15 protein-coding genes are annotated in these 19,885 nt (G+C 42.1%); 5 read left to right on the forward strand and 10 right to left on the reverse strand.

All coding sequences use genetic code 11. The features are described from left to right. Positions 1–13: 13 nt before the first annotated feature. Positions 14–1,132, reverse strand: a complete 1,119-nt coding sequence (locus F9K23_08835; protein KAB2916267.1) for a glycosyltransferase — start codon at positions 1,130–1,132, stop codon at positions 14–16. 232 nt (positions 1,133–1,364) lie between these two features. Here F9K23_08835 and F9K23_08840 point away from each other — a divergent pair, with 232 nt between their 5' ends. After that, positions 1,365–2,108 carry a septal ring lytic transglycosylase RlpA family protein gene (locus F9K23_08840; GenBank protein KAB2916205.1) on the forward strand — a complete coding sequence of 248 codons (744 nt, stop codon included), beginning with the start codon at positions 1,365–1,367 and terminating at the stop codon, positions 2,106–2,108. Between the two features lie 4 nt (positions 2,109–2,112). Here the strand turns inward: F9K23_08840 and dprA are convergent, their stop codons facing one another. From dprA to F9K23_08855, 3 genes are read right to left on the reverse strand one after another with little or no spacing between them, the layout of a single operon-like run. After that, positions 2,113–3,210, reverse strand: a complete 1,098-nt coding sequence (gene dprA / locus F9K23_08845) for a DNA-protecting protein DprA (GenBank protein KAB2916206.1) — start codon at positions 3,208–3,210, stop codon at positions 2,113–2,115. Position 3,211: 1 nt separating this feature from the next. Then, complete coding sequence (locus tag F9K23_08850) at positions 3,212–3,400, reverse strand: hypothetical protein (protein KAB2916207.1); 189 nt, start codon at positions 3,398–3,400, stop codon at positions 3,212–3,214. Continuing rightward, positions 3,375–5,231, reverse strand: a complete 1,857-nt coding sequence (locus F9K23_08855; protein KAB2916208.1) for a T9SS type A sorting domain-containing protein — start codon at positions 5,229–5,231, stop codon at positions 3,375–3,377. Before F9K23_08855 ends, F9K23_08850 begins: the two co-directional genes overlap by 26 nt. A gap of 108 nt (positions 5,232–5,339) precedes the next feature. On the opposite strand from F9K23_08855, the gene F9K23_08860 reads away from it, so the two are divergent. After that, on the forward strand, positions 5,340–5,777 hold the full coding sequence (locus F9K23_08860; protein KAB2916209.1) for an SRPBCC family protein: 438 nt from the start codon (positions 5,340–5,342) through the stop codon (positions 5,775–5,777). 7 nt (positions 5,778–5,784) lie between these two features. On the opposite strand, the gene F9K23_08865 is transcribed toward F9K23_08860, so the two are convergent. Together F9K23_08865 and F9K23_08870 are read right to left on the reverse strand one after the other, a co-directional pair. Further along, positions 5,785–6,225 (reverse strand): GNAT family N-acetyltransferase, encoded by a 441-nt coding sequence (locus F9K23_08865; GenBank protein ID KAB2916210.1) that lies wholly within the window; start codon positions 6,223–6,225, stop codon positions 5,785–5,787. A 41-nt stretch (positions 6,226–6,266) separates the two neighbouring features. After that, positions 6,267–7,223 (reverse strand): porin family protein, encoded by a 957-nt coding sequence (locus tag F9K23_08870; GenBank protein KAB2916211.1) that lies wholly within the window; start codon positions 7,221–7,223, stop codon positions 6,267–6,269. Between the two features lie 246 nt (positions 7,224–7,469). Here F9K23_08870 and F9K23_08875 point away from each other — a divergent pair, with 246 nt between their 5' ends. The 3 genes from F9K23_08875 (at position 7,470) to F9K23_08885 (ending at position 13,907) form a co-directional block, all read left to right on the forward strand. Further along, the gene (locus tag F9K23_08875; GenBank protein KAB2916212.1) at positions 7,470–11,876 is read left to right on the forward strand and encodes a DUF839 domain-containing protein; all 4,407 of its coding nucleotides are present in this window, start codon (positions 7,470–7,472) and stop codon (positions 11,874–11,876) included. Between the two features lie 72 nt (positions 11,877–11,948). Beyond that, positions 11,949–12,890 (forward strand): leucine-rich repeat domain-containing protein, encoded by a 942-nt coding sequence (locus F9K23_08880; GenBank protein ID KAB2916213.1) that lies wholly within the window; start codon positions 11,949–11,951, stop codon positions 12,888–12,890. A gap of 132 nt (positions 12,891–13,022) precedes the next feature. After that, on the forward strand, positions 13,023–13,907 hold the full coding sequence (locus F9K23_08885; GenBank protein ID KAB2916214.1) for a T9SS type A sorting domain-containing protein: 885 nt from the start codon (positions 13,023–13,025) through the stop codon (positions 13,905–13,907). A gap of 82 nt (positions 13,908–13,989) precedes the next feature. On the opposite strand, the gene F9K23_08890 is transcribed toward F9K23_08885, so the two are convergent. The 4 genes from F9K23_08890 to F9K23_08905 all read right to left on the reverse strand — a co-directional run bounded on the left by F9K23_08890 (position 13,990) and on the right by F9K23_08905 (position 19,882). Further along, a complete protein-coding gene (locus tag F9K23_08890; protein KAB2916215.1) occupies positions 13,990–14,391 on the reverse strand; it encodes an HIT family protein in 402 nt (133 codons plus the stop codon). Further along, positions 14,391–14,864 (reverse strand): transcription elongation factor GreA, encoded by a 474-nt coding sequence (greA, locus tag F9K23_08895; protein KAB2916216.1) that lies wholly within the window; start codon positions 14,862–14,864, stop codon positions 14,391–14,393. Before greA ends, F9K23_08890 begins: the two co-directional genes overlap by 1 nt. Positions 14,865–14,968: 104 nt before the next feature. Then, the gene (locus F9K23_08900) at positions 14,969–16,078 is read right to left on the reverse strand and encodes a PorV/PorQ family protein (GenBank protein KAB2916217.1); all 1,110 of its coding nucleotides are present in this window, start codon (positions 16,076–16,078) and stop codon (positions 14,969–14,971) included. Positions 16,079–16,099: 21 nt separating this feature from the next. Next, the gene (locus F9K23_08905; protein KAB2916218.1) at positions 16,100–19,882 is read right to left on the reverse strand and encodes a hypothetical protein; all 3,783 of its coding nucleotides are present in this window, start codon (positions 19,880–19,882) and stop codon (positions 16,100–16,102) included. Positions 19,883–19,885 lie beyond the last annotated feature (3 nt).

Genomic DNA, 19,885 nt, shown 5'->3' on the forward strand with positions numbered 1-19,885 from the left:
ATGATAAGCGTATTTACCAAACCCATTGTTTTTGCTTTGAAAATAATGTGCGCAAGCCCACCAAAAGGTAATACACAAAGTAAAAAATATCTAACAGTATAATACCCCAAATAAGGTTGTTTTCTTTTAGCTTGTCCATTGCTAAATAATACACAGGGATAATGGCCAATAAGCGTACCCCGTATGCAATACCTACCCACATAGGCATAAACCAAAACGAAAGCAATACAATGGCGCTGGCATAAAACAATATATGACTGATGTTTAGCACAGTTAAAAGAGTCTTTGTACCGGTTTTGTAATGCTTGCCAGTGTACATATGACGGCGTTTCTGCTTGAACCAATCTCCCCATTTTGTTTTTGGGTTTGAAATGGTAAACGCTGAAGGGCGAATGCTAATCTCTGCATTAGACGCAGTTGCCACCTCATTAACAAAAAGGTCATCATCGCCTGATATAATGTGATTATGGCTGGCAAATCCCTTTACCCTAAAAAATGTATTCTTTTTGTACGAAAGGTTGCGGCCAACACCCATATAAGGTTTGCCTGCTAACGCAAACGAAAGGTATTGCAGAGCAGTATAAAAAGTTTCGTAGCGAATAAGGTAGTTTAGTAATCCGCCTGTTTTTTTGTAGGCTCCGTAGCCCAAAACAACCTCGGTTTTTTGTCCGTATGCCTGCTGCATTTGGGTAATCCAATCAGCACCAGCGGGCATACAATCGGCATCGGTAAGCAAAAGAGTATCGTATTTTGCAGCCTTTATACCCAAAGTAATGGCAAACTTTTTACCCTTTGGATAGCGTTCCTGCTCTTTAATAGTAACAATGTGCAGGTTGGGATATTGCAAGGCAAACTCTTTTAACAATTCCTCGGTTCCGTCCCACGAAACGTTGTTAACCACCACAATTTCAAACTCAGGGTGGTTTTGGTTAAAGAATAACGGCAGGTAATTACGAAGGTTTTCAACTTCGTTTTTTGCAACAATAATTACTGAAACGGGTAATACAGGCTGCGGAACAGCCTTAGCTTTATAGCCGGCCAAGCGACTAAAGAAGCCTAGAATGTATACAAGCTGGACAAGAGTAAATACCCCGAGCGCAAATAAAATTACCTGTAGCCAAATCAAATCCATCGCTGCAAAAATAAATTGCAACAACGGTTGGCTGAACAATATAATGTCCACAGTAATCTATACCTATTTGTTAATAATTTATTTGCAATAAACGCGTTGTATTAAAAATGAGTTAAATGTTTTAGATTTTTCACTCACAAAAGCACTTTTTTTGACTTTTTGTTTTGCATTTAACAAACTTTTTGATATACTTGTGAAGTTTTAAAAATAAACACTTAAGTTCTATTTATTAATGATGAGGTTTTTGAGGGGTGCTATAGCTACGGCACTTTTTTTCATTTCGGTATCTGCAGGTATTTCGCAAAGCGTTACTAAAGGCTTTGCCAGCACTTATCCGCTTGCAATGGAAGGCAGCAATACTGCCAGTGGTGAATTGTACATCTCAACAGAATTCACTGCTTGTCACTCATCATTACCCTTTAATACCTTAGTAAAGGTTACCAATCTTAAAAACAACAAATCAGTAACAGTTCGTATCAACGACCGTTTCAACTTCCGTAACTCAAGGGTTATAGATGTTTCTAACGCTGCTGCAACTGAAATCAGTTTGTTTGATGAGATTACCCCACAGGTTTCTATAGAAGTTATCGGTATTGCTGATGCCATTATGATGGCCTCTGTAAAGGCAAAACAAGATGCTGCCAAAAACCCTGTAAAAATAGCTTCAACTCCTGCACCCACACTTAAAAAGAAAGTTCCTGCCGAAAAGCAACAACCTGTTGTAGCATCTGTAACTACTACACCTGCTCAACAACCTGCAACTCCTGAAAAAACTGCTCCTGCAACTGCCAGCGTAACTCCTGATGTTGCTAAAACACAAGTTTCTTCAGCCCTTGCTTTGGCAGAGGTTAAGAAAGAGACTCCTGAGTTGCTTTCAGGAATCAAGATATCAATCCCTACTATTTCAGTAGAAGCCATCAGCAATTTGGCTACCATCTCTATCAAATACCTTTCGATGGGTTTTTTGAGAAGGTAATTGATTAGCGAAGCTTGTACATTTTTCCTGGCAAACTCTTCACCACGTTTTTCAATTCCAGTTCCAGCAATACCATTGCGGTTTGGTTTATTGTGAGGTTGGCAGCATAGCCAATATCATCCATCCCTACCCCGTTATTGTTCCTTAACACTTCAACTACTTTATGTTCGTCGTTTGACAGTTCAAACAACAGCTGCACTTGTGGTGCCGGTTGATTGGAAGTACTTGCCTCCCACCCCATCATCTGGGCAATATCTTCGGCACTTTCAATCAATGCCGCCTTGTTGGTTTTAATTAAATGATTACACCCCCTATTAGGGTTTGAAGGCGATGTAGGCACTGCAAACACATCACGGTTATAGCCAAAGGCAATTTCAGCCGTAATCATCGACCCTCCTTTCACGTCTGTTTCTATCACTACCACGGCATCGCACAATCCGGCTACAATACGGTTTCGGGTCGGGAAATTTTCTCTGTCGGGGTTAGTCCCTGTAGTATATTCTGTAAGTAATCCTCCGTTCTCAAGCATCCGCTTTGCTGTGTTTTTATGCGTAGCGGGGTACAACCTATCCAAACCGTGCGCAAGCACTGCAATGGTAGGCATTTGATTATCTATAGCGGCTTTGTGGGCGGTAATGTCAATTCCGTAAGCAAGCCCGCTAACAATGGTACAGTTATAGGTTTTTAATTCGGCAATCAATCGGGTACAAAACTCTTTGGCCTCATCGCTGGCTTTCCTCGTTCCTACAATACCCAACATTCTATGAGATTGCACGTTCATTGCCCCTAATGTGTAAACCATCATAGGCGCATCGGCAATGTGTTTTAGTTTTTCAGGATAGCCTGTATCGCTAAAGAATAACGGAGTAATGCCGTGTTTTTCAATAAAATCAAGTTCGGTTTGGGCTCGGTCAAAGGCTGAAAATGTTAAAATACTCTCAGCCACCTGCGGCCCAATGCCCGGCACCTTTAGCAATTTTGCTTTGGATTGATTAAACACGGCTTTTGCACTACCGCAATAAGCCAACAGGCTTTTGGCCAAAACATTACCCACATTAGGTATTAATGTAAGGGCAATTTTGTACAGAATATCAGGGGGCAAGTTATTGTTTGTTTTTGCGTCGTTTGTCCAATTCTTGTTTCAGACTATCATACTTACCCCTATCGTCAACACCCGGTTGAGGTGCTTGCCACAAGCTGTCGCTTGCGGGCTCAGGCTGCGCAGTTTCCTGTTTTGTTTTGCAGCCTACTATCAGTGCAAGTATGCTAACGGCTAATAATAACTTTCTCATTTTTGATGATGGCAGCACCGTTTTCAATGTTCAAATAATACACCCCGTTTGTAAGGGGCAATGTATTAAATGTGAACTTGTTGGTACCGGCCTTTACCTTTACTTCCGCCAATTTTGATACCAGTTTACCGTTAACGTCATATAAGTTGAATACCAATTGGGCCGACTGAGGTAAATCAAATTCTACATTAAACCACTCAATTGCAGGATTGGGGTAAATGTTCATATCAAATTTTGACTGTGAAGCTTCGGGGGTAGATAACGCAGGGTCGGGGTTGGTAATTTTACCAAGAACAGTAATATGGCTGGGCGATTGGGCAAGGCTACCCGCTAACCAAAACGTACGCGGCTCGTTGTATTTGCGTTGGATACCTGTATAATCTCCCCAACGTTCAAGAGTATCGGTAAGTACGTTAATTACACCTGTGCCTTGTTTCACATCAATCACATCAGAGTATTGAAAATCTCTGTTTACATACATTGCCACAGTACCTGCATTGTAATTTTTAGACACTTTTGAGAAGGTTAGCATGGCACTATTGTCCCACGATTCGCCATTACCTGCATACGCAATATCGGGATAGCCGTAATCTACTGAATCAGCACTGATAATGTTTAGGGTGGCAGTGTTTGCATTTACGTTCATATACCCGTGAAAAATACCCGCAGTGTAGTAGTTAGTGTCTACACAGTTGCCTGCAAATTGTATAATACCGTTTTGTATCATGGCAGTAAGAATACGGCCGTCGTTGGTAGATAGCCATTGCTGGCCGCCCGGTTGAGGCGCATTGGGAGGGAAACCATAACTTCTGCTGGCTTTTACCAAACGAGTGCTTAGGGTAGCCGTGCCCGAATTAAGGGTATTGGTTATTTCGTGCAGAAAAATGCTATCGTTTTGAAAATCGGTAGGGCGAACAGATAAGAAATAGGCATTAGGCCCTGCGGGAGACAAACCGCCTTGTGCAGGACAAATACTCCACACATTGCGATTGCCGTATTTAATACCGTTCCATTTGTTGTATTTCAATGCGGTGTCGCCATTGTAACCGCTATTTTTGTTTACCTGCCAAATCATCGACTCGATAAAACCATCGCGCCACCCTCCGTTGTTTTTAAGCATATTAAGGGTGATGAACAAATCTTCTTTAGTAAGGCTGATAATCGGGTAATCAGACCATGTATCGTTTTGAAACAAGTTAGCTCCGGGCAAGGCATAGGCATACCATTCGCCGGTAGGGTCGTTAGTTTTTGAAACGCATACGTATGTTTTGCTATCGGCATCCCTATCGTTCAAAAAAACAATAATAAAACGGTCGGCATCAGGGTCGTACACTACCCGTGGGTCAAATGCTGAACTTTGTGCTAAGGGAATATTACCCAAAATACGCAGGGTAAAGTTTTTAAGTATCTGCCCTGTTTCGCTAAACACCCGCATATTGCTGTTCATCACGCTCACAATCTTGCCGTCGTTGCTAATGGCAATATCGTTATCGTTGGGTGTGCCGTTGGGTGAGTTACCAAGTGAAGTAAACGCTACAGTGGGGTTTACAGCAATCCCGGCTTTGTGAATAATAGGCTGCTTGGTGCTTTTATGCTCAAGACGCAAGCGGTTCACAACTTCCTTTCTGTAGTTAAAATCGCTACCTGGTTTGGGCATCTCGGTAATGGTAAGTATGCTTGGGCTAAAACTCTTTTCAACCTCTTCAAACCTAACTGTACCAATTAACTTTACACTCCCTGTTTGAGGGGTAATAACGTTTTGCTGGGCACTAACCGCCAAAGGAGCCATACAACCCAAAAAGGCTATGTATTTAATAAACCTATTCTTCATAATAACAAATTTAAGATTTATGACCGTTGCACGAAGGATTTTGTTGTTTGGTGTAAATGTGAACCCCGGTTATTTTTTAATTAGTGCTTTGTGTTATAAATTAGCTTTATGAAATACACTAACCAAATAACTATAAACCAACCTATTGCAAAAGTTATTGAATTGTTTGACAATGCTGACAATATGCAATATTGGATGCCCGGTTTTGTGAGTTATGAGTTTATTGAAGGGGTGCCCGGCCAAGTAGGTTCTAAAATGAAGCTGACTTTTAAAATGGGCAACCGTGAAATGGTATTGACAGAGACAATTACTGTGCGCAATTTACCGCAAGAGTTTAGCGGAACGTATGAGCACAAAGGGGTTTATAATGTGGTAAAAAACTTTTTTAGTGCGGTGGATGAAAACACCACGTTGTATAAATCCGAATCGGAGTTTCAGTTCTCTACCTTTGGGATGAAACTATTGGGCTGGCTGATGCCGGGCGCTTTTAAAAAGCAATCACAAAAGTATCTTGAACAGTTTAAGGCTTTTGCAGAGAAATCGTAATAACGGCTTATCCTTTTTCGTAAATATTCATACGAAAAATAGACATATACCTTTTGGGGTCTTTTACGATGGTAAACCCAAACTGTTCGTACAGGGTATGGGCATCTTGAGTACCCAGCATAATGTTGCGCAAACCGCTTGCATACTCGTTTGAAATAAAGTGAGCTACCATAGCTTTTGATAAGCCTTTGCCCCTGTGGGCAGGCAATACAAAAACATCGGCCAAGTAAGCAAAGGTGGCGTAATCGGTAATAAACCGCGCAAACCCTACTTGCTTGCCTTCGTGGTAAACACCCACGCAATCAGCACCAAGTATTGATTTTTCTACTACCTGCATCGGTATGTTTTTGGCCCAATACGAGTGTTTGCTTAAAAATTCATGTATTACGGTATGTTGCAAAAGGCTTTTATCTTCTGAAAGAAAGTAGCCGTTCCCTAAGTCCTTCATACTGCAAATGTATAACGCAGCCGTTGCCCTTGCTTATCTTTTTAAAAAGCATAACAAGCATCCCCGCGTTTGCTGCCTTTCAGTTTTATATTTAGGGTGATATAAAGTACTGAGTAATTATCAGTTGATGACGGATTTCCGCGTGGCTCTCCGCCCGGTCGTTTTATCCCGCCCGGAAAACGGTTTTTATCAGCTATCTCAGCTGCAATATCCCCTTTAAGTTGTCGTAGGGATGTGTTATTATAATAAGACGCACTCACATCGTCCATATCATCGGTAAAGGTTTTATTAAACACCAACTCGGCACCTAAAGATATGCCTCGCCCCAGTAAGTATTTATACCCCGCACCAATGGGAATGGCTAACGTATTCAATTTATACTCCGAAGGCCCTCCGGGAAGCCCCTGCCCTGCTGTTGAAAGTTCAGGTAATGAGTACCATTGCCCGTATAAACTGCCATAAGGACGGAAAGTCATTATTGACACTCCTGCAAACACATATAGATTTTGTTTTTTGGTAATGTATTTCTTTTGTGCTGTACGTCCGTTTCTAAAATTCCAGTTAAGTAGCGAATATTCCAGCGTGGCGGCAAAACCAAATACATTTGATTTGAAATCGAGGTTGCGTTGTTTACGGTACTGGCTTGATGATAATGAATCGAATCCTTTTACCTGTGCATAGGCAAACGTTCCTCTAACAGCCACCCTGTTTGTTATATGATACCTTAGCCCTCCCTGAAAAGCTGCGCCTGATGTATTACCATCAATACTGGTAGGGCCATCGGCACCCAAGTCGCCTGAGAAATAGGTGCCGCCCACACCTAACACCAGCTCTAAGCCCTCTGCCCCGCTGCTTCGCTGAGCCAAGACAGAGGCTTGGGTAAGGAGCAGTAATAGCAGCAGTTGTAGTTGCTTACTACGATAATGTGAAAACAGGCCGGAAAAAGACATTGAACCACCATAGCAACGGGTGTTTGCAGCAGTACAGTTTATTGGCATATAGGGTGTAAAGTGTATCTAATTTACACAAAAAACTTAACGTAGCAAGCTGTATCACCCATTAATCGGTATAAGCCCCGCTGTTTTTTAGCAACCCTCACTAAATATTTCCAAAAGGTTAATAACGTTTTGAAAATGTTTAGGTAGCTATTTAATAATTGCCAGCCAACCTTTTAGTAACCATTTGCAAACATTTGATACAAAACGTACAAGCAATTTTGGACGAAGAAATCTATTCTAAAAACAATGAAAAAACTGTACGTTAAAGTCTTGCTAATCAGCATACTTTCCTTAACGGGAATTACTGCTTTGCAAGCACAAAAAACGCTCAGCGTGAAAATTACAAACGCTGACGATGATCAGGAAGAATGGCTGGCAGGCCCAAACCAAACTAAAGTTGTAGGCGACCTTGACGCCGGCAGCAGTGACCTTGAGTTGGGAACTGAAAGCAGCGGCAACGACCCTCAAATAGTGGGTATGCGTTTTGCCAACATCACTATCCCTAAAGGGGCATTAATTACCAGTGCATATATTCAGTTTACTGTGGATGCTACCAGCAAAAACAGTGACCCTTGTGTACTGAATATTACTACCGAAGACAATGCAAACCCTGCAACCTTTAACCCTACTGTTAAGTTTGACATTACCAGCCGTGCTAAATCAAGCCAATCGGTGGTATGGAATGTAAGCGGTGCTTCATGGGGAACTACAGGTTCGGCAACTGCTGACCAACGTACTCCTAACCTTAACGGTTTGCTGCAATCACTTATCGACCGTAATGCATGGGCCAGCGGTAATTCTGTTGCCTTTTATATAACAGGTACAGGTACCCGCGAGGTAGAATCAGCCGACGGTAACAACCCCGGTGCTGCAACGTTGGTTATAAACTATATTGAACCTAAAACACTTTCGTTGAAAATAACTGCTGCCGATGATGACCAAGAAGAATGGTTGGACGGTGCTAATGCAGGTAATTTGGATGCCGGTAGCAGCGACCTTGAATTGGGTACTGAAAGCGGTGGTACTGACCCACAAATGGTAGGTATGCGTTTTGGTAATATAACAATACCAAAGGGTGCTGTAATTACCAATGCATACATACAATTTACGGTAGATGCTACCAGCAAAAACACTGACCCTTGCGTATTGGCTATTAAAGCTGAAAATAACGACAACCCTGTAACTTTTAATCCAATTACTAAGTTTGATATTACAAGTCGCCCAAAATCAGCTGACTCTGTACTATGGACTGTTAGTGGTGCTTCGTGGGGAACTGTAGGTTCTGCAACTGCCGACCAACGCACTCCCAACCTTAAAAATCTTGTACAAGCCCTTGTGAACCGCACCAACTGGAGCAGTAACTACGCAATGGCATTTTACATTACAGGTACCGGAACCCGCGAAGTTGAATCTTCTGACGGTAACAACCCCGGTGCCCCTACCCTTGTTATTGATTATATTGAGCCTACTGTATTAAGCACTAAGATTACTGCTGCTGATGACGACCTAGAAGAATGGTTGGATGGCGCAAATGCAGGTAATTTGGATGCCGCCAGCAGCGACCTTGAATTAGGTACTGAAAATGCAGGTGCTGAACCTCAAATGGTGGGTATGCGTTTTACAAACATCACCGTACCACAAGGTGCTATTATCAAAAATGCATACATACAGTTTACCGTAGATGCTACCAGCAAAAACACCGACCCTTGCGTGTTGACTATCAAAACTGAAAACAACGATAACCCCGTAACGTTTAACCCTGCAACTAAGTTTAACATTACCAGCCGTGCTAAAAGTGCTGACTCAGTGCAATGGACGGTAAGCGGAGCTTCGTGGGGAACTGTTGGTGCTGCTACTGCTGACCAACGTACTCCCAACCTTAAAAACCTTGTACAAGCATTGGTTGACCGTGCAGGTTGGGCCAATGGTAACGCAATGTCGTTTTATATCACCGGAACCGGAACCCGCGAGGTTGAATCAGCCGACGGTAACAACCCCGGTGCTGCTACACTTGTTATTGAATATTTGGGCGGTGCAGGTGCACCTGTAGGTCCAAAACCTCAAATCCCTGTAACTAACTTCCCTATTGCTAAAAAATCAAACTGGCTATACAACGATAGCGGATATGTACCTGCCAGCAACTGGACTGCTGAAGCATACAAAGGCGATACTTTGTGGAACTTTGGCCCTGCTGTTTTGGGTTACGGTGAACCTGTATTGGGAACTACCATTAAGTTTGGCCCTGATGCAAACAACAAATACACCTCGGCATACTTCCGCAAACCATTTAACGTAGCTAACATTACTACCTTGGCTGATACGCTTGAACTAAACGTTTTGGCTGATGACGGTTTTGTTATTTACATCAACGGTACTGAAGTATTCCGTCGTGCAATGCCAGCCGGAACTATCGGTAATAACACTAAAGCGAACAAACGTAGCGACGGTGCTTATGAGACTGTTTATTTCTTAAAAGATATCCCTAAAACACTGCTTAAAAACGGTGTAAACATTATTGCTGCTGAAGTTCACCAATACGACAGCTTAAGCTCGGATTTAAGTTTTGACCTTGAACTTAACAACCGTACAAACATTGGTAATGCTCCTGCATTGGCTTGCACAGGTAGCGGTGATACGCACATCTCTTGCTTTACCTCACTATTGCCTACCGACCAAACTGATACTGTAGGTATTCCTGCTTCACATACCTTCCAAGCTATCTTCTCTCAAGGCGAAGCATATAAAAACCAAGCCGGCAATGTTCCGGGTAACTTCGACTTTACCGGTTATGTACCTAAAAACGGTAGCAGCACCAACGGTTGGTTATCAGTTAACCACGAAACTAACCCCGGTGGTGTATCAATGCTTGATATCCATTTCGATTGTAACAATGGTAAATGGATAGTTGATTCAAGCCGTGCTGTTGACTTTACAGGTGAACTAGTGAAAACCGAACGTAACTGTTCAGGCGGTGTTACTCCTTGGGGTACCGTTATCACCAGCGAAGAGACTATGACTGCAGGTGATGCTAACAGCGATGGATACGAAGATGTGGGTTGGAACGTAGAAATTGACCCTGCTACTAAACGTGTTAAAGAATACGGAAACGGAAAACGTGAAAAACTTTGGGCAGTAGGCCGTGTAAGCCACGAAAACGTAGTAGTTGCTAACGACAGTATCACTCTTTACTACGGTGAAGATGATGGCAGCAGCAACGTGTTTAAGTTTATTGCCGACCAAAAAACCAACCTTTCATCAGGTAAGTTGTATGTGTTGAAACTAAACAGCGGTTTGGTAAGCAACGAACCTACCAGCACTGTAGGTACTTGGGTTTTGGTACCTAATACTACTAAAGCCGACCGTAATAATACTAAAGCATTGGGCGCTTCATTAGGCGGTACAATGTTTAACGGTATCGAAGATGTTGAAATAAGCCCTCTTGACGGTAAAATTTACTTTACTGCAAAAGGTAACAGCCGTACCTACCGCTTTACTGACAACGTTACTACTGTAGCCAACTTTGAAACTTTTGTAGGTGGTAAAAACTACCGCATCAATACCGGTTCTGAGATTATTTCTGAGCCATGGGGTTCAGGTAATGATAACCTTACTTTTGACGACCGCGGTAACCTTTGGGTATTGCAAGACGGTAGCCGTAACCACGTTTGGATGATACGTCCAAACCACACACAAGCCAACCCTAAAGTTGAGTTGTTTATGGTTACCCCTATCGGTTCTGAACCTACCGGTATGACTTTCTCTCCTGACTTCCGTTACATGTTTATATCAATCCAAAGCCCTGCTAACAACGCGTTGTCTCAAACCGATGTAACCGGAGCTTCAGTTAAATTTAACGCTAGCAAAACGATTGTAGTTGCCCGTAAAGAAACTTTTGTTTCAGGCAATGCAAACGCAAACTTTACTATCGGCGGTAACACCAGCCAATGTTTGAAAGGTAACAGCTTCAACCTTACTGAAAGCGTAAGCGGCGGTTCAAACTTATGGAAGTTTGGCAATGGCAAAACTTCTACAGTGGCTAACCCAACCCAAAGCTATACAGCAGCCGGTAACTATACCATCTCACTTACTAAAACAACTGCCAACGGTTGCAACGACGTAGTAAGCAAACCTGTAACAGTGCTTTCAACTCCTGTTGTTCCTTCAATCACCGGACCATCAGTAGCACAACGCGGCAGCACCCAAAACTACAGCGTTGTAAACAATGCAGGTTCTACTTATAACTGGACTGTAGTAAACGGTACTCAAGTATCGGGCGGAACTACAAACGCCATCAGTGTAACTTGGGGTAGCCAAGCTATCGGCGACTTGAAAGTTGTTGAAGTTGGCAGCAGCTCATGCCAAAGCGATACTGCTAAATGGCGTGTAGGCTTGCAAAATGTAGGCATTAATGATATTTCTGCCATCGACGGTTTGCAAGTGTACCCTAACCCAGTAAGCACTGAGTTGACAATTAAATCAACCAATGAACTTACTTACGAAGTAGTGGATATTAACGGCCGTGTAGTACTTAGCGGTACTAAGCCTGCAACTATTGCCCACTTGGTAAATGTTGAAGGTCTTACCAACGGTATGTACATCCTACGCATAAACGAGGCCGGAACCCTTGTTAATTTGCAGTTTATAAAAAATTAACATCTTAAGAACGTTATCATAAGAAAAGGTTGCCATGTTTGGCAACCTTTTCTTTTTATATAAATACGACCCATGAAAAATCACATAAAAAAAGCCTCGCTACTAGCAGTATATATTTTACTACTGTTCAACCCTTTGTTTTCACAAACAGAAGAGGGAGACTTTAGCCTGTACGACCCCAAAAACGTTTACAGCAATTTTGAACTGGCTTTAAAAGATTCGTTAAAGGTGGTGCACCTTAACCAACGTAACCAATACCTCTCGCAAATTCCTGAGGGTATTAGCAAGTTTAAAAACTTGCAAGCGTACAGTGTGATGAAAAATGAAATTAAGGTGCTTAGCGACGAATTATTTGAGCTACCTGAATTAAAGGAGTTACTGATTAGGGATAACCAGATTAAACACATCCCCGCAAAAATTAAGCAACTAAAGAACCTTGAGGTGCTTGAGGCTCAAAAAAACCTGTACGACAGCTTGCCCGAAGAGGTTGCTGAATTACCAAAACTAAAAAAGCTGAATGTTGAAAAATGTAAGCTGGTGAAACTGCCTGCAAACCTTGGTAAACTTAAATCGCTGCAAATACTATCCGCCAACTACAATAGCTTGGAAACATTACCAGCCAGTGCCGATAAGTTGAAAAACATGAAGCACCTGGAATTGAATTATAATAAGATTACCCGTTTTCCTGAGTGCATTGCCTCTATGAAAAAACTGGATGCCTTATACCTTGAGGATAATGGTTTGGAAAATGTGAGTGCTGATATCGATAACCTTAAGAATCTTACTGTGTTGGTTTTAACATCAAACAACCTTAAACAACTGCCCGAAAGCATTACCAAATTAAAGAAGCTTGAATCGTTGATGATTAGCTTTAACCAATTAACCGTATTGCCTAAAAACCTGCACAAACTTAAGAACCTTAAAACGTTGATAGCCATTGGTAATAACTTTAGCAGCGAAGAAAAAGAGCGCATTAAAAAAGCACTACCCGACTGCGATATACGTTTTGAGTAACCCTATCATGCGGTTGACGGTTAAAACCAGTTATTTCGTCGGTTTCAGCTATTTGTACAACATTTTGCTCAATAATATTGTCATTACTTATACAGCACATAATGCTGCTGTTACAGATTAATATTATTGATTATGAAAAAAACACTACTTATCGCATCTTTCGTTGCATTATCGTTTTCGGTTTCAGCGCAAGATACTATTACCAACCGCGGCTTTGAACGTTGGACACCTTCGGGAAAACCGGCTCCGTTTGACTGGCAAGAACCAGAAGCGTGGACCAGCAGTAACGGTCTTACTGAGTTTATTGGTGCAGCAGTTACCAAAACCCAGTACCCTAACACTATTTCTAATCAAGTAAAAATAAAAACACTGAATGTGTTTGGAAATGCCGTACCGGGTTTACTTATAAATGGTGATTTTACTTTGAATGTTAGCGACACCGGAACATTGCCACTATTAGGCGGTGTACCTTGGTCTGCGGGCAATAAAACTATATTGTACGGTTTATACAATTTTACCGCAACGGATACTACCGACTCAGCAATGGCCATCGTAATGTTTAAACATTATGACAACTTTAATAATGTACCTGTTGCTGATGCAGGCGGTTCAACTTTATTACCGCCAACAGGTCCCGGCATGTTCCCATTCACGGTGGATATTTCACAAATAACGTTTAATACCCCTGATTCTATGGTAATCACCCTTGTTTCAAGTAAAGAAGACAACTTTAAAATGGGTGGTGAACTAACTGTAGACTTTGTAAGCTTTGACCAACCGTTGGCAGTAAAACCGATTGCTAATACCAATATTACCGTCTACCCAAACCCTGCTACCAATTTAGTTTCGGTATGGGGAGTAGAAAGCGGTTTGCCATACAACGTGCTTGACATTACCGGTAAACAGCTAATCAGCGGAACAACTACCTCTTATACTTCAATTGATGTTGACCACCTTGACAACGGCTGTTACATCATAAATATAAACGGTGCTACTACCCGCTTTATCAAAGAATAAATACGAAGCAAAGCAATATACAGAAACAAAAAAGGCCGCTTATGCGGCCTTTTTTGTTATAGTGTTATGAGTTTTATATCAATTACAACGCATCATAAGCAGCTTTGATGGCTGCTGCCATTGCGGTTAACTCACTAGCTTCGGGTTTTAGTTTTGGCTTGGTAAAGTTAATATCACCCACCTCATCCATCGGTACTAAGTGCATGTGTGTATGCGGCACTTCCAGTCCAATCACAGCAACTCCGATACGTTTGCAAGGCACTGCCGACTTTATTGCTTTTGCTACTTTTTTGGCAAATAACTGCAAGCCTGCTAATGCATCATCTTCCATATCAAAAATGTAATCAACTTCTTGTTTAGGCACCACCAAAGTATGGCCCATACGCAAAGGGAAAACATCTAAAAAAGCAATGTAATCGCTGGTTTCAGCAATTATATGGCCCGGAATTTCGCGGTTAATGATTTTGGTGAATATACTTGCCATTAGCGTCCGATTTCAAGTACTTCAAACTCCAATATGCCTGCGGGGGCTTGTATCTGTACCGATTCGCCTACCGTTTTGCCAATAAGGCCTGCACCGATAGGAGATTTAACAGATATCTTACCGCTTTTAAGATCGGCTTCTTTTTCAGTTACTAAAGTATAGGTGATTTTAGCGTTGTTCTTAAGGTTTTTAAGAGTCACCTTACTCAAAATCATCACTTTTGAATTGTCAATCAAACTCTCATCCAACAAGCGTGCATTAGCCAGCATGGTTTCCATCTCGGCAATTTTGGCCTCAAGTAATCCTTGAGCCTCTTTGGCTGCATCGTATTCTGCATTTTCCGAAAGGTCGCCCTTGTCCCTAGCCTCCGCAATTTGTCTTGAAATTGAGGGTCGCTCAACGGTTTTCATGTGATGGATTTCAGCCTTTAGCTTGTCTAATCCTTCTTTAGTAAAATAATGTACCTCTGCCATAATCGCTCGCTTTAAACAAAAAGAAAAGTTCTGAGTCCGAAACTCAGAACTTTCCAGCAAAAATAATTTATGTTATTGAATATTAAAAAAACAAATACATGTTATCAGTCATTACCCAAAGCAAGGCGTAACCCGAATGAGTGAATACCTTGGAAAGGGTTTGTGCTACGGTATGAATAATCGATACCAATTGTGTTGCTTGAGAAAGGTACTTCAAGTGTAACACCACCGGCAAAACCGGTAAGTGCGTTAGTACGTTCTTCAGCATTAAACAAACCATCTTCGTAGTTAAAACCGGCGCGGAACATGATAAACTCTTTGTAAGAATATTCAAGACCAACACCTAATTGGTTTTTAGAAAATGTGTTTGAAGTAAAGTTAGTAGCCGCTGTTAACCTGTGGAAGTAGCTGTTGCTGTCTTTATCCAACCTGAAATCGTATGCAAAACCAATGTTTAGCAACGAAGGTAGGTTGAATTTAGACGCACGGTTTTCTAAAGTGCTTGAGTAAGAAGCGTCGTTTATAGAACCTGTGATAGATAAACCATCACCACGGAAAACCATGTCAGGACCTACGTTACGCAAAGCAATACCAAAACGCATATCCTCGCGGTAGCGACCTTTAGAGAACTTTGGGTTACCAATGGTACGTTTTACTGAGGTGGTAGCGTATTGGATACCTGCATCAATAGCAAAACCTTGTGCTTTTACGTTCACCACCTCTTGCGAAATAGCCCTAAGTAACAAACCACCTGTAATAGATGATGAGAACCTGTGAGCGTATCCCAAACCGATGTTGATGAACTGTGGCCTGAAGGTACCTAAACCACCTTCGGGTTGGCTAACGGTAGTGATGGGTATATCACCAAAACCTATTGAGGTAATGGTTAATGCCAATACTCCGCTTTCGCTCACCCTTTGGCCCAAACCAATGTTGTTAATGTTAATTCCCGAAGGCACTAACCAATTGGTGCGGGCTGCTATCACTTCAGTAGAAGATAAGTGGGCCAAACCCGCTACGTTAAGTGTGGTTGACTCAAGCCCCCTGATAGAGGCTGAGTTTACACCGCCCCATCCTGAGCTGCGGGCCCAACTGTTTACTTGCAGTTCGGTTGCCCCGGCTTGTCCGGCACGGTCAGGGTTACCACCCCTTGCATTTATAACACAGGCAGTGATACCTGCTACTATCAACGTATGCTTTATAAGTTTTTTCATGTTAAATTTCCATTAAAGTGATTAGAAGGTATCCAAATCTATCTGCCTCATAATACCAAACCATTTCAAGATTTTAGTACCAACGCCTTCGGCATCTACGTGTATAATATACATACCTGATGCGATGGGCACGTTAGCTTGGTTTTTCAAATCCCAATCAACTGAGGTTGACTCATCATCTTTCTTAATAGTACGAACAAGGGTACCGCTGAAAGTGAAGATTTTAATGGTTGTTTTTTGTGGAAGGTTGATAAATTTAACCCTGTTATCCAACCTGCTACCTTCATACTGTGAGTATGCGTAGTAAGGGTTAGGAACAACACCAATCAAATCAAGAGCACTGCGCTTTGCATTGTCAGAGTTTGGATTGGCAACAATATCGTTGGTGTTGAAGGTAAACAAAGGTTGGTTTTTGTTTACGCTATCTTCAGCAGCGTTATAGTTTTGGTAAGGCTTAGAAGCCCTGATACGTATCCTTACTTCATAAGGAGGAATACCACTCTTAAGGTTGAAACCTGTTTCAGCAAGAGCAGGCATTACATACATTGCTTGTGAAAACACACGCCTGCGCTCAAGAACACTGTTTGATGACAGCATCGGCTGGTACATCGCTCCTTCATCATAAATAGGTCCGTTGAAGTTAATTGCCCTGTAGCTACCCATAATGTAGAAGTAGTGTTTACCACCCAATACAATACCTTGTGATGATGATAGGTTACCGGTTGGGTTCCATATCATATCGGTACCGTTTTCATTTGGAAGGTTAGAGTCTTCACCAAAGATAATGTTCAACCTTTCACCTGTTTCAAGGTTAATAGCATAACCGGGGAACCAGCTACGGCCTTGGTCGCCATTGGTCATTGGTTTAAAGTCTTTATCCAACGATGGGCTACGACGTAATTGGAATTTCTCTGCATTACCCAAAGAAAGCAATGGGTCTTCAGACATTTCAACTACAGCACAACGAGTCCATTTTGATTTATCAGGAGTTATTACAATATCCACACTAGCCAACTCGCTGTATGGGTTATCGGTAAGTGGTTGTTGTGAGTATGCAGGGCCATAAGTGGTACGACCAGAAGCGTTTGCCGGAGCACGGGCAGCCAAAGCATACGGAGCTATACGACCATCCAACATTTTCTCCCAACGTTCGCGGGGGTCAAGTGGGTTACCTGCGTTAGCAAAGTCATGGGTATAAACATCCGAATAGCTGGGTGAACCGTTACGACCAGCCCTAATCCAGTTGAACCAAGATAAAGTTGGGCTAGTAGCAAATGCATCGTTATCCTGCAAAGCAGTCAACCAAGGTTTATCGTCGTTAGCATATTCCATTGAGGCGCTCAAGAAACCATTACTGTTATCGGTAATGTTATCAGGATCGCCGGGGCCTACTACTTGTTTAATAGTTAGAGATATACCCCAAGCTGGAATTACTTGTTCGTTATCAATATGTATTACTGTATCAGAAAGTACTGATTGACCAGTGGTAGTATTGGTTAAAATCCAACGGGTACGGTATGGGTTGGTAATAGAGTCTTGGAACCTGAAAGCAGTGCTGTTTAGGTGCAATGAATCTATAAACTTCAATTCATAATCGCCTTTTTGGATTTTGAATGGGTCGATAACTTTAATGTTAAACGGACCTGCTCCGCCTTTGTATTTAATACGTGGAACGTGTGCGCTTGAGCTATTTAATATTGCAGCTTCTGACTCTTCGTCTAGTTCAAGGTTGATACCACCGTTACCACGGCCGGCTATACGTGTGATAGCTGGACCATCACCATAGTTAGCACCAATTTCAGTACCAGAACCACGGGGTTCGGCTTTGTGAGGAATACCTCTCAAGCCACCGGCTACTAGCCTACCGCCCAAGAACTGCAAATCATCGTTAGGATCGTTTGTTAAGCTAGCGTATGATAATACTAGGTAGTGGTAAGTTTTAAAGTTTACCAAACGTTTATCACCGGCTGCAAAAAGGTCATCAGTAAGTTTAAAAGTATGCTGAACGCCTTTGTTGTTACCGTTTACTTTCTCAACAGGAACAGTTACACCTACAACGTCATCAAATTCTTGGTTGATAATTTGTGCGGTTTCGTCTTTGATATCGCATTGGAACACCAAACGTGCTTTATCAATGTTGTTCAAGTCAGCAGATGTTACGTTAGCATCTTTCAACTGGTACACCATGTACCCTTGGAATTTGTAGCGCAACTCTTGACCATTACCACCAACAACTGATTCACTGTACTTTTCAACACGTGGAGTGTTTGTACCGGTGAAGGTTACAATAAGTTCACGATCAAGTTCAGTAATTTGAACTATTGGTGCATCAGGACCATCAATAATGTCAAAGTTGTTGTTAAACAATTTTTGAGCTTTATCACTTGCCAAACGCAATAGCGAAAGAGAGCCTGTAGCACCACCGGTGGTAGCACGTGCCCAAACCACACCCACTGTTACATAGTTAACAGCACCGGGTTCAAGTGTAAATGGACCAGAAGATTGGATGTAACGACGGTCTCCAGGAGTGTTACCTGCTGATTTTTCGTGCCATCCGCCTGATTTTGCAGGATCGTCAGGGAACATAAAGTCAGCACGTGAGCCTGTGTTATAACCGTTACCACCATAAGTTACAGGTGAGTTATCTTTCCATATACCACGCAAGTAACCGTAGTAATGTTCAGCAAGGGTTGGGTTACCGATTACTGAAAAGTCGTTGTTATAGTAAACAAATTTAGCTAAGCCTAGTTCTTGTCCGCTTTCGTTACGAGGACCTTCGAAAAAGTCAGTACCTACTGAAGGAGGGTTTGTACCATATCCTAAGATACCTTCATCATCATCATCACCGTTGTAGCAGAAACCTAAGTCGCGAGAAGTATCACAACCTACATAGTCATCAGAATAGTTACCCAAATCGGCATCTACCCATTGGCCAAAATAACAATCTCTAACAGCGTCGCGTGAGCGGTTGGTAATTTTGGTTTTGTAGAAAGTCATGTTGTTAATCTCGTCGTTGGTTTTAAAACCAAAGGCGGTAGTAACCAATTCCAAACCGATAGGAATACCTGATGTTTCAGAGTGAATATTACCTTTATCGTTATAGATAAAAGTAAGCATCTGGTCAGGTTGATCTTCAGGTTTGTTTTTATCAGCAGGGCGGGTTGGGTCTAGTACGGGATATTCAGTACCGCTGGCTACATCATAAAATGCATCACCGTTGGCATCGAAAAATGGAGCCAGAACCCTTGATTCTTTAAAGTTAATATCACCGCTACCGGGGTAGTTACGGATATCGTCAGTAGGTGTAGCACCACTGTCGATAAATGCCATAATATCGTTACGGTTGATTTTAAAGATTTTGTCGTAGAATTTACACCTTCCGGCTTCGGTAGAGGCAGAACCGCCTGTATCCAAAGGACCTGGGTAATAATCACTACCACTTTGACGGTAGGTCATAGCAGCAACCTTTAGGTTACCACCCGGATCAAGACCACCAATCCATATAGCACCCGCAAACAGCGAGTTTTTGCGAATGGTATTAGCATCGCTTACTTTAGGTATTTCGTATTTGGCCACACTATTCAAATCCCACCACATATCACCACCGTTCAAAATACGGGCGCGTACGTTGTTGATATCTAAATCGGCCTGAAATGTAGCAGGCTCGCATGCTGCAGCTTTACGCTGCAGTTTCTGCCCTCCTACTGAAGTAGGAAGCCCGATAACTTCTTTTGCCATTAGATTGCTGCCTGCAAATAGCATAACAGCCACACTAACTAATGCCTTTATATTAATAATTCTCATAAC

Source organism: Bacteroidota bacterium (assembly GCA_008933805.1).
In the GTDB taxonomy this organism is placed as follows: Bacteria; Bacteroidota; Bacteroidia; order UBA8524; family UBA8524; genus SB11.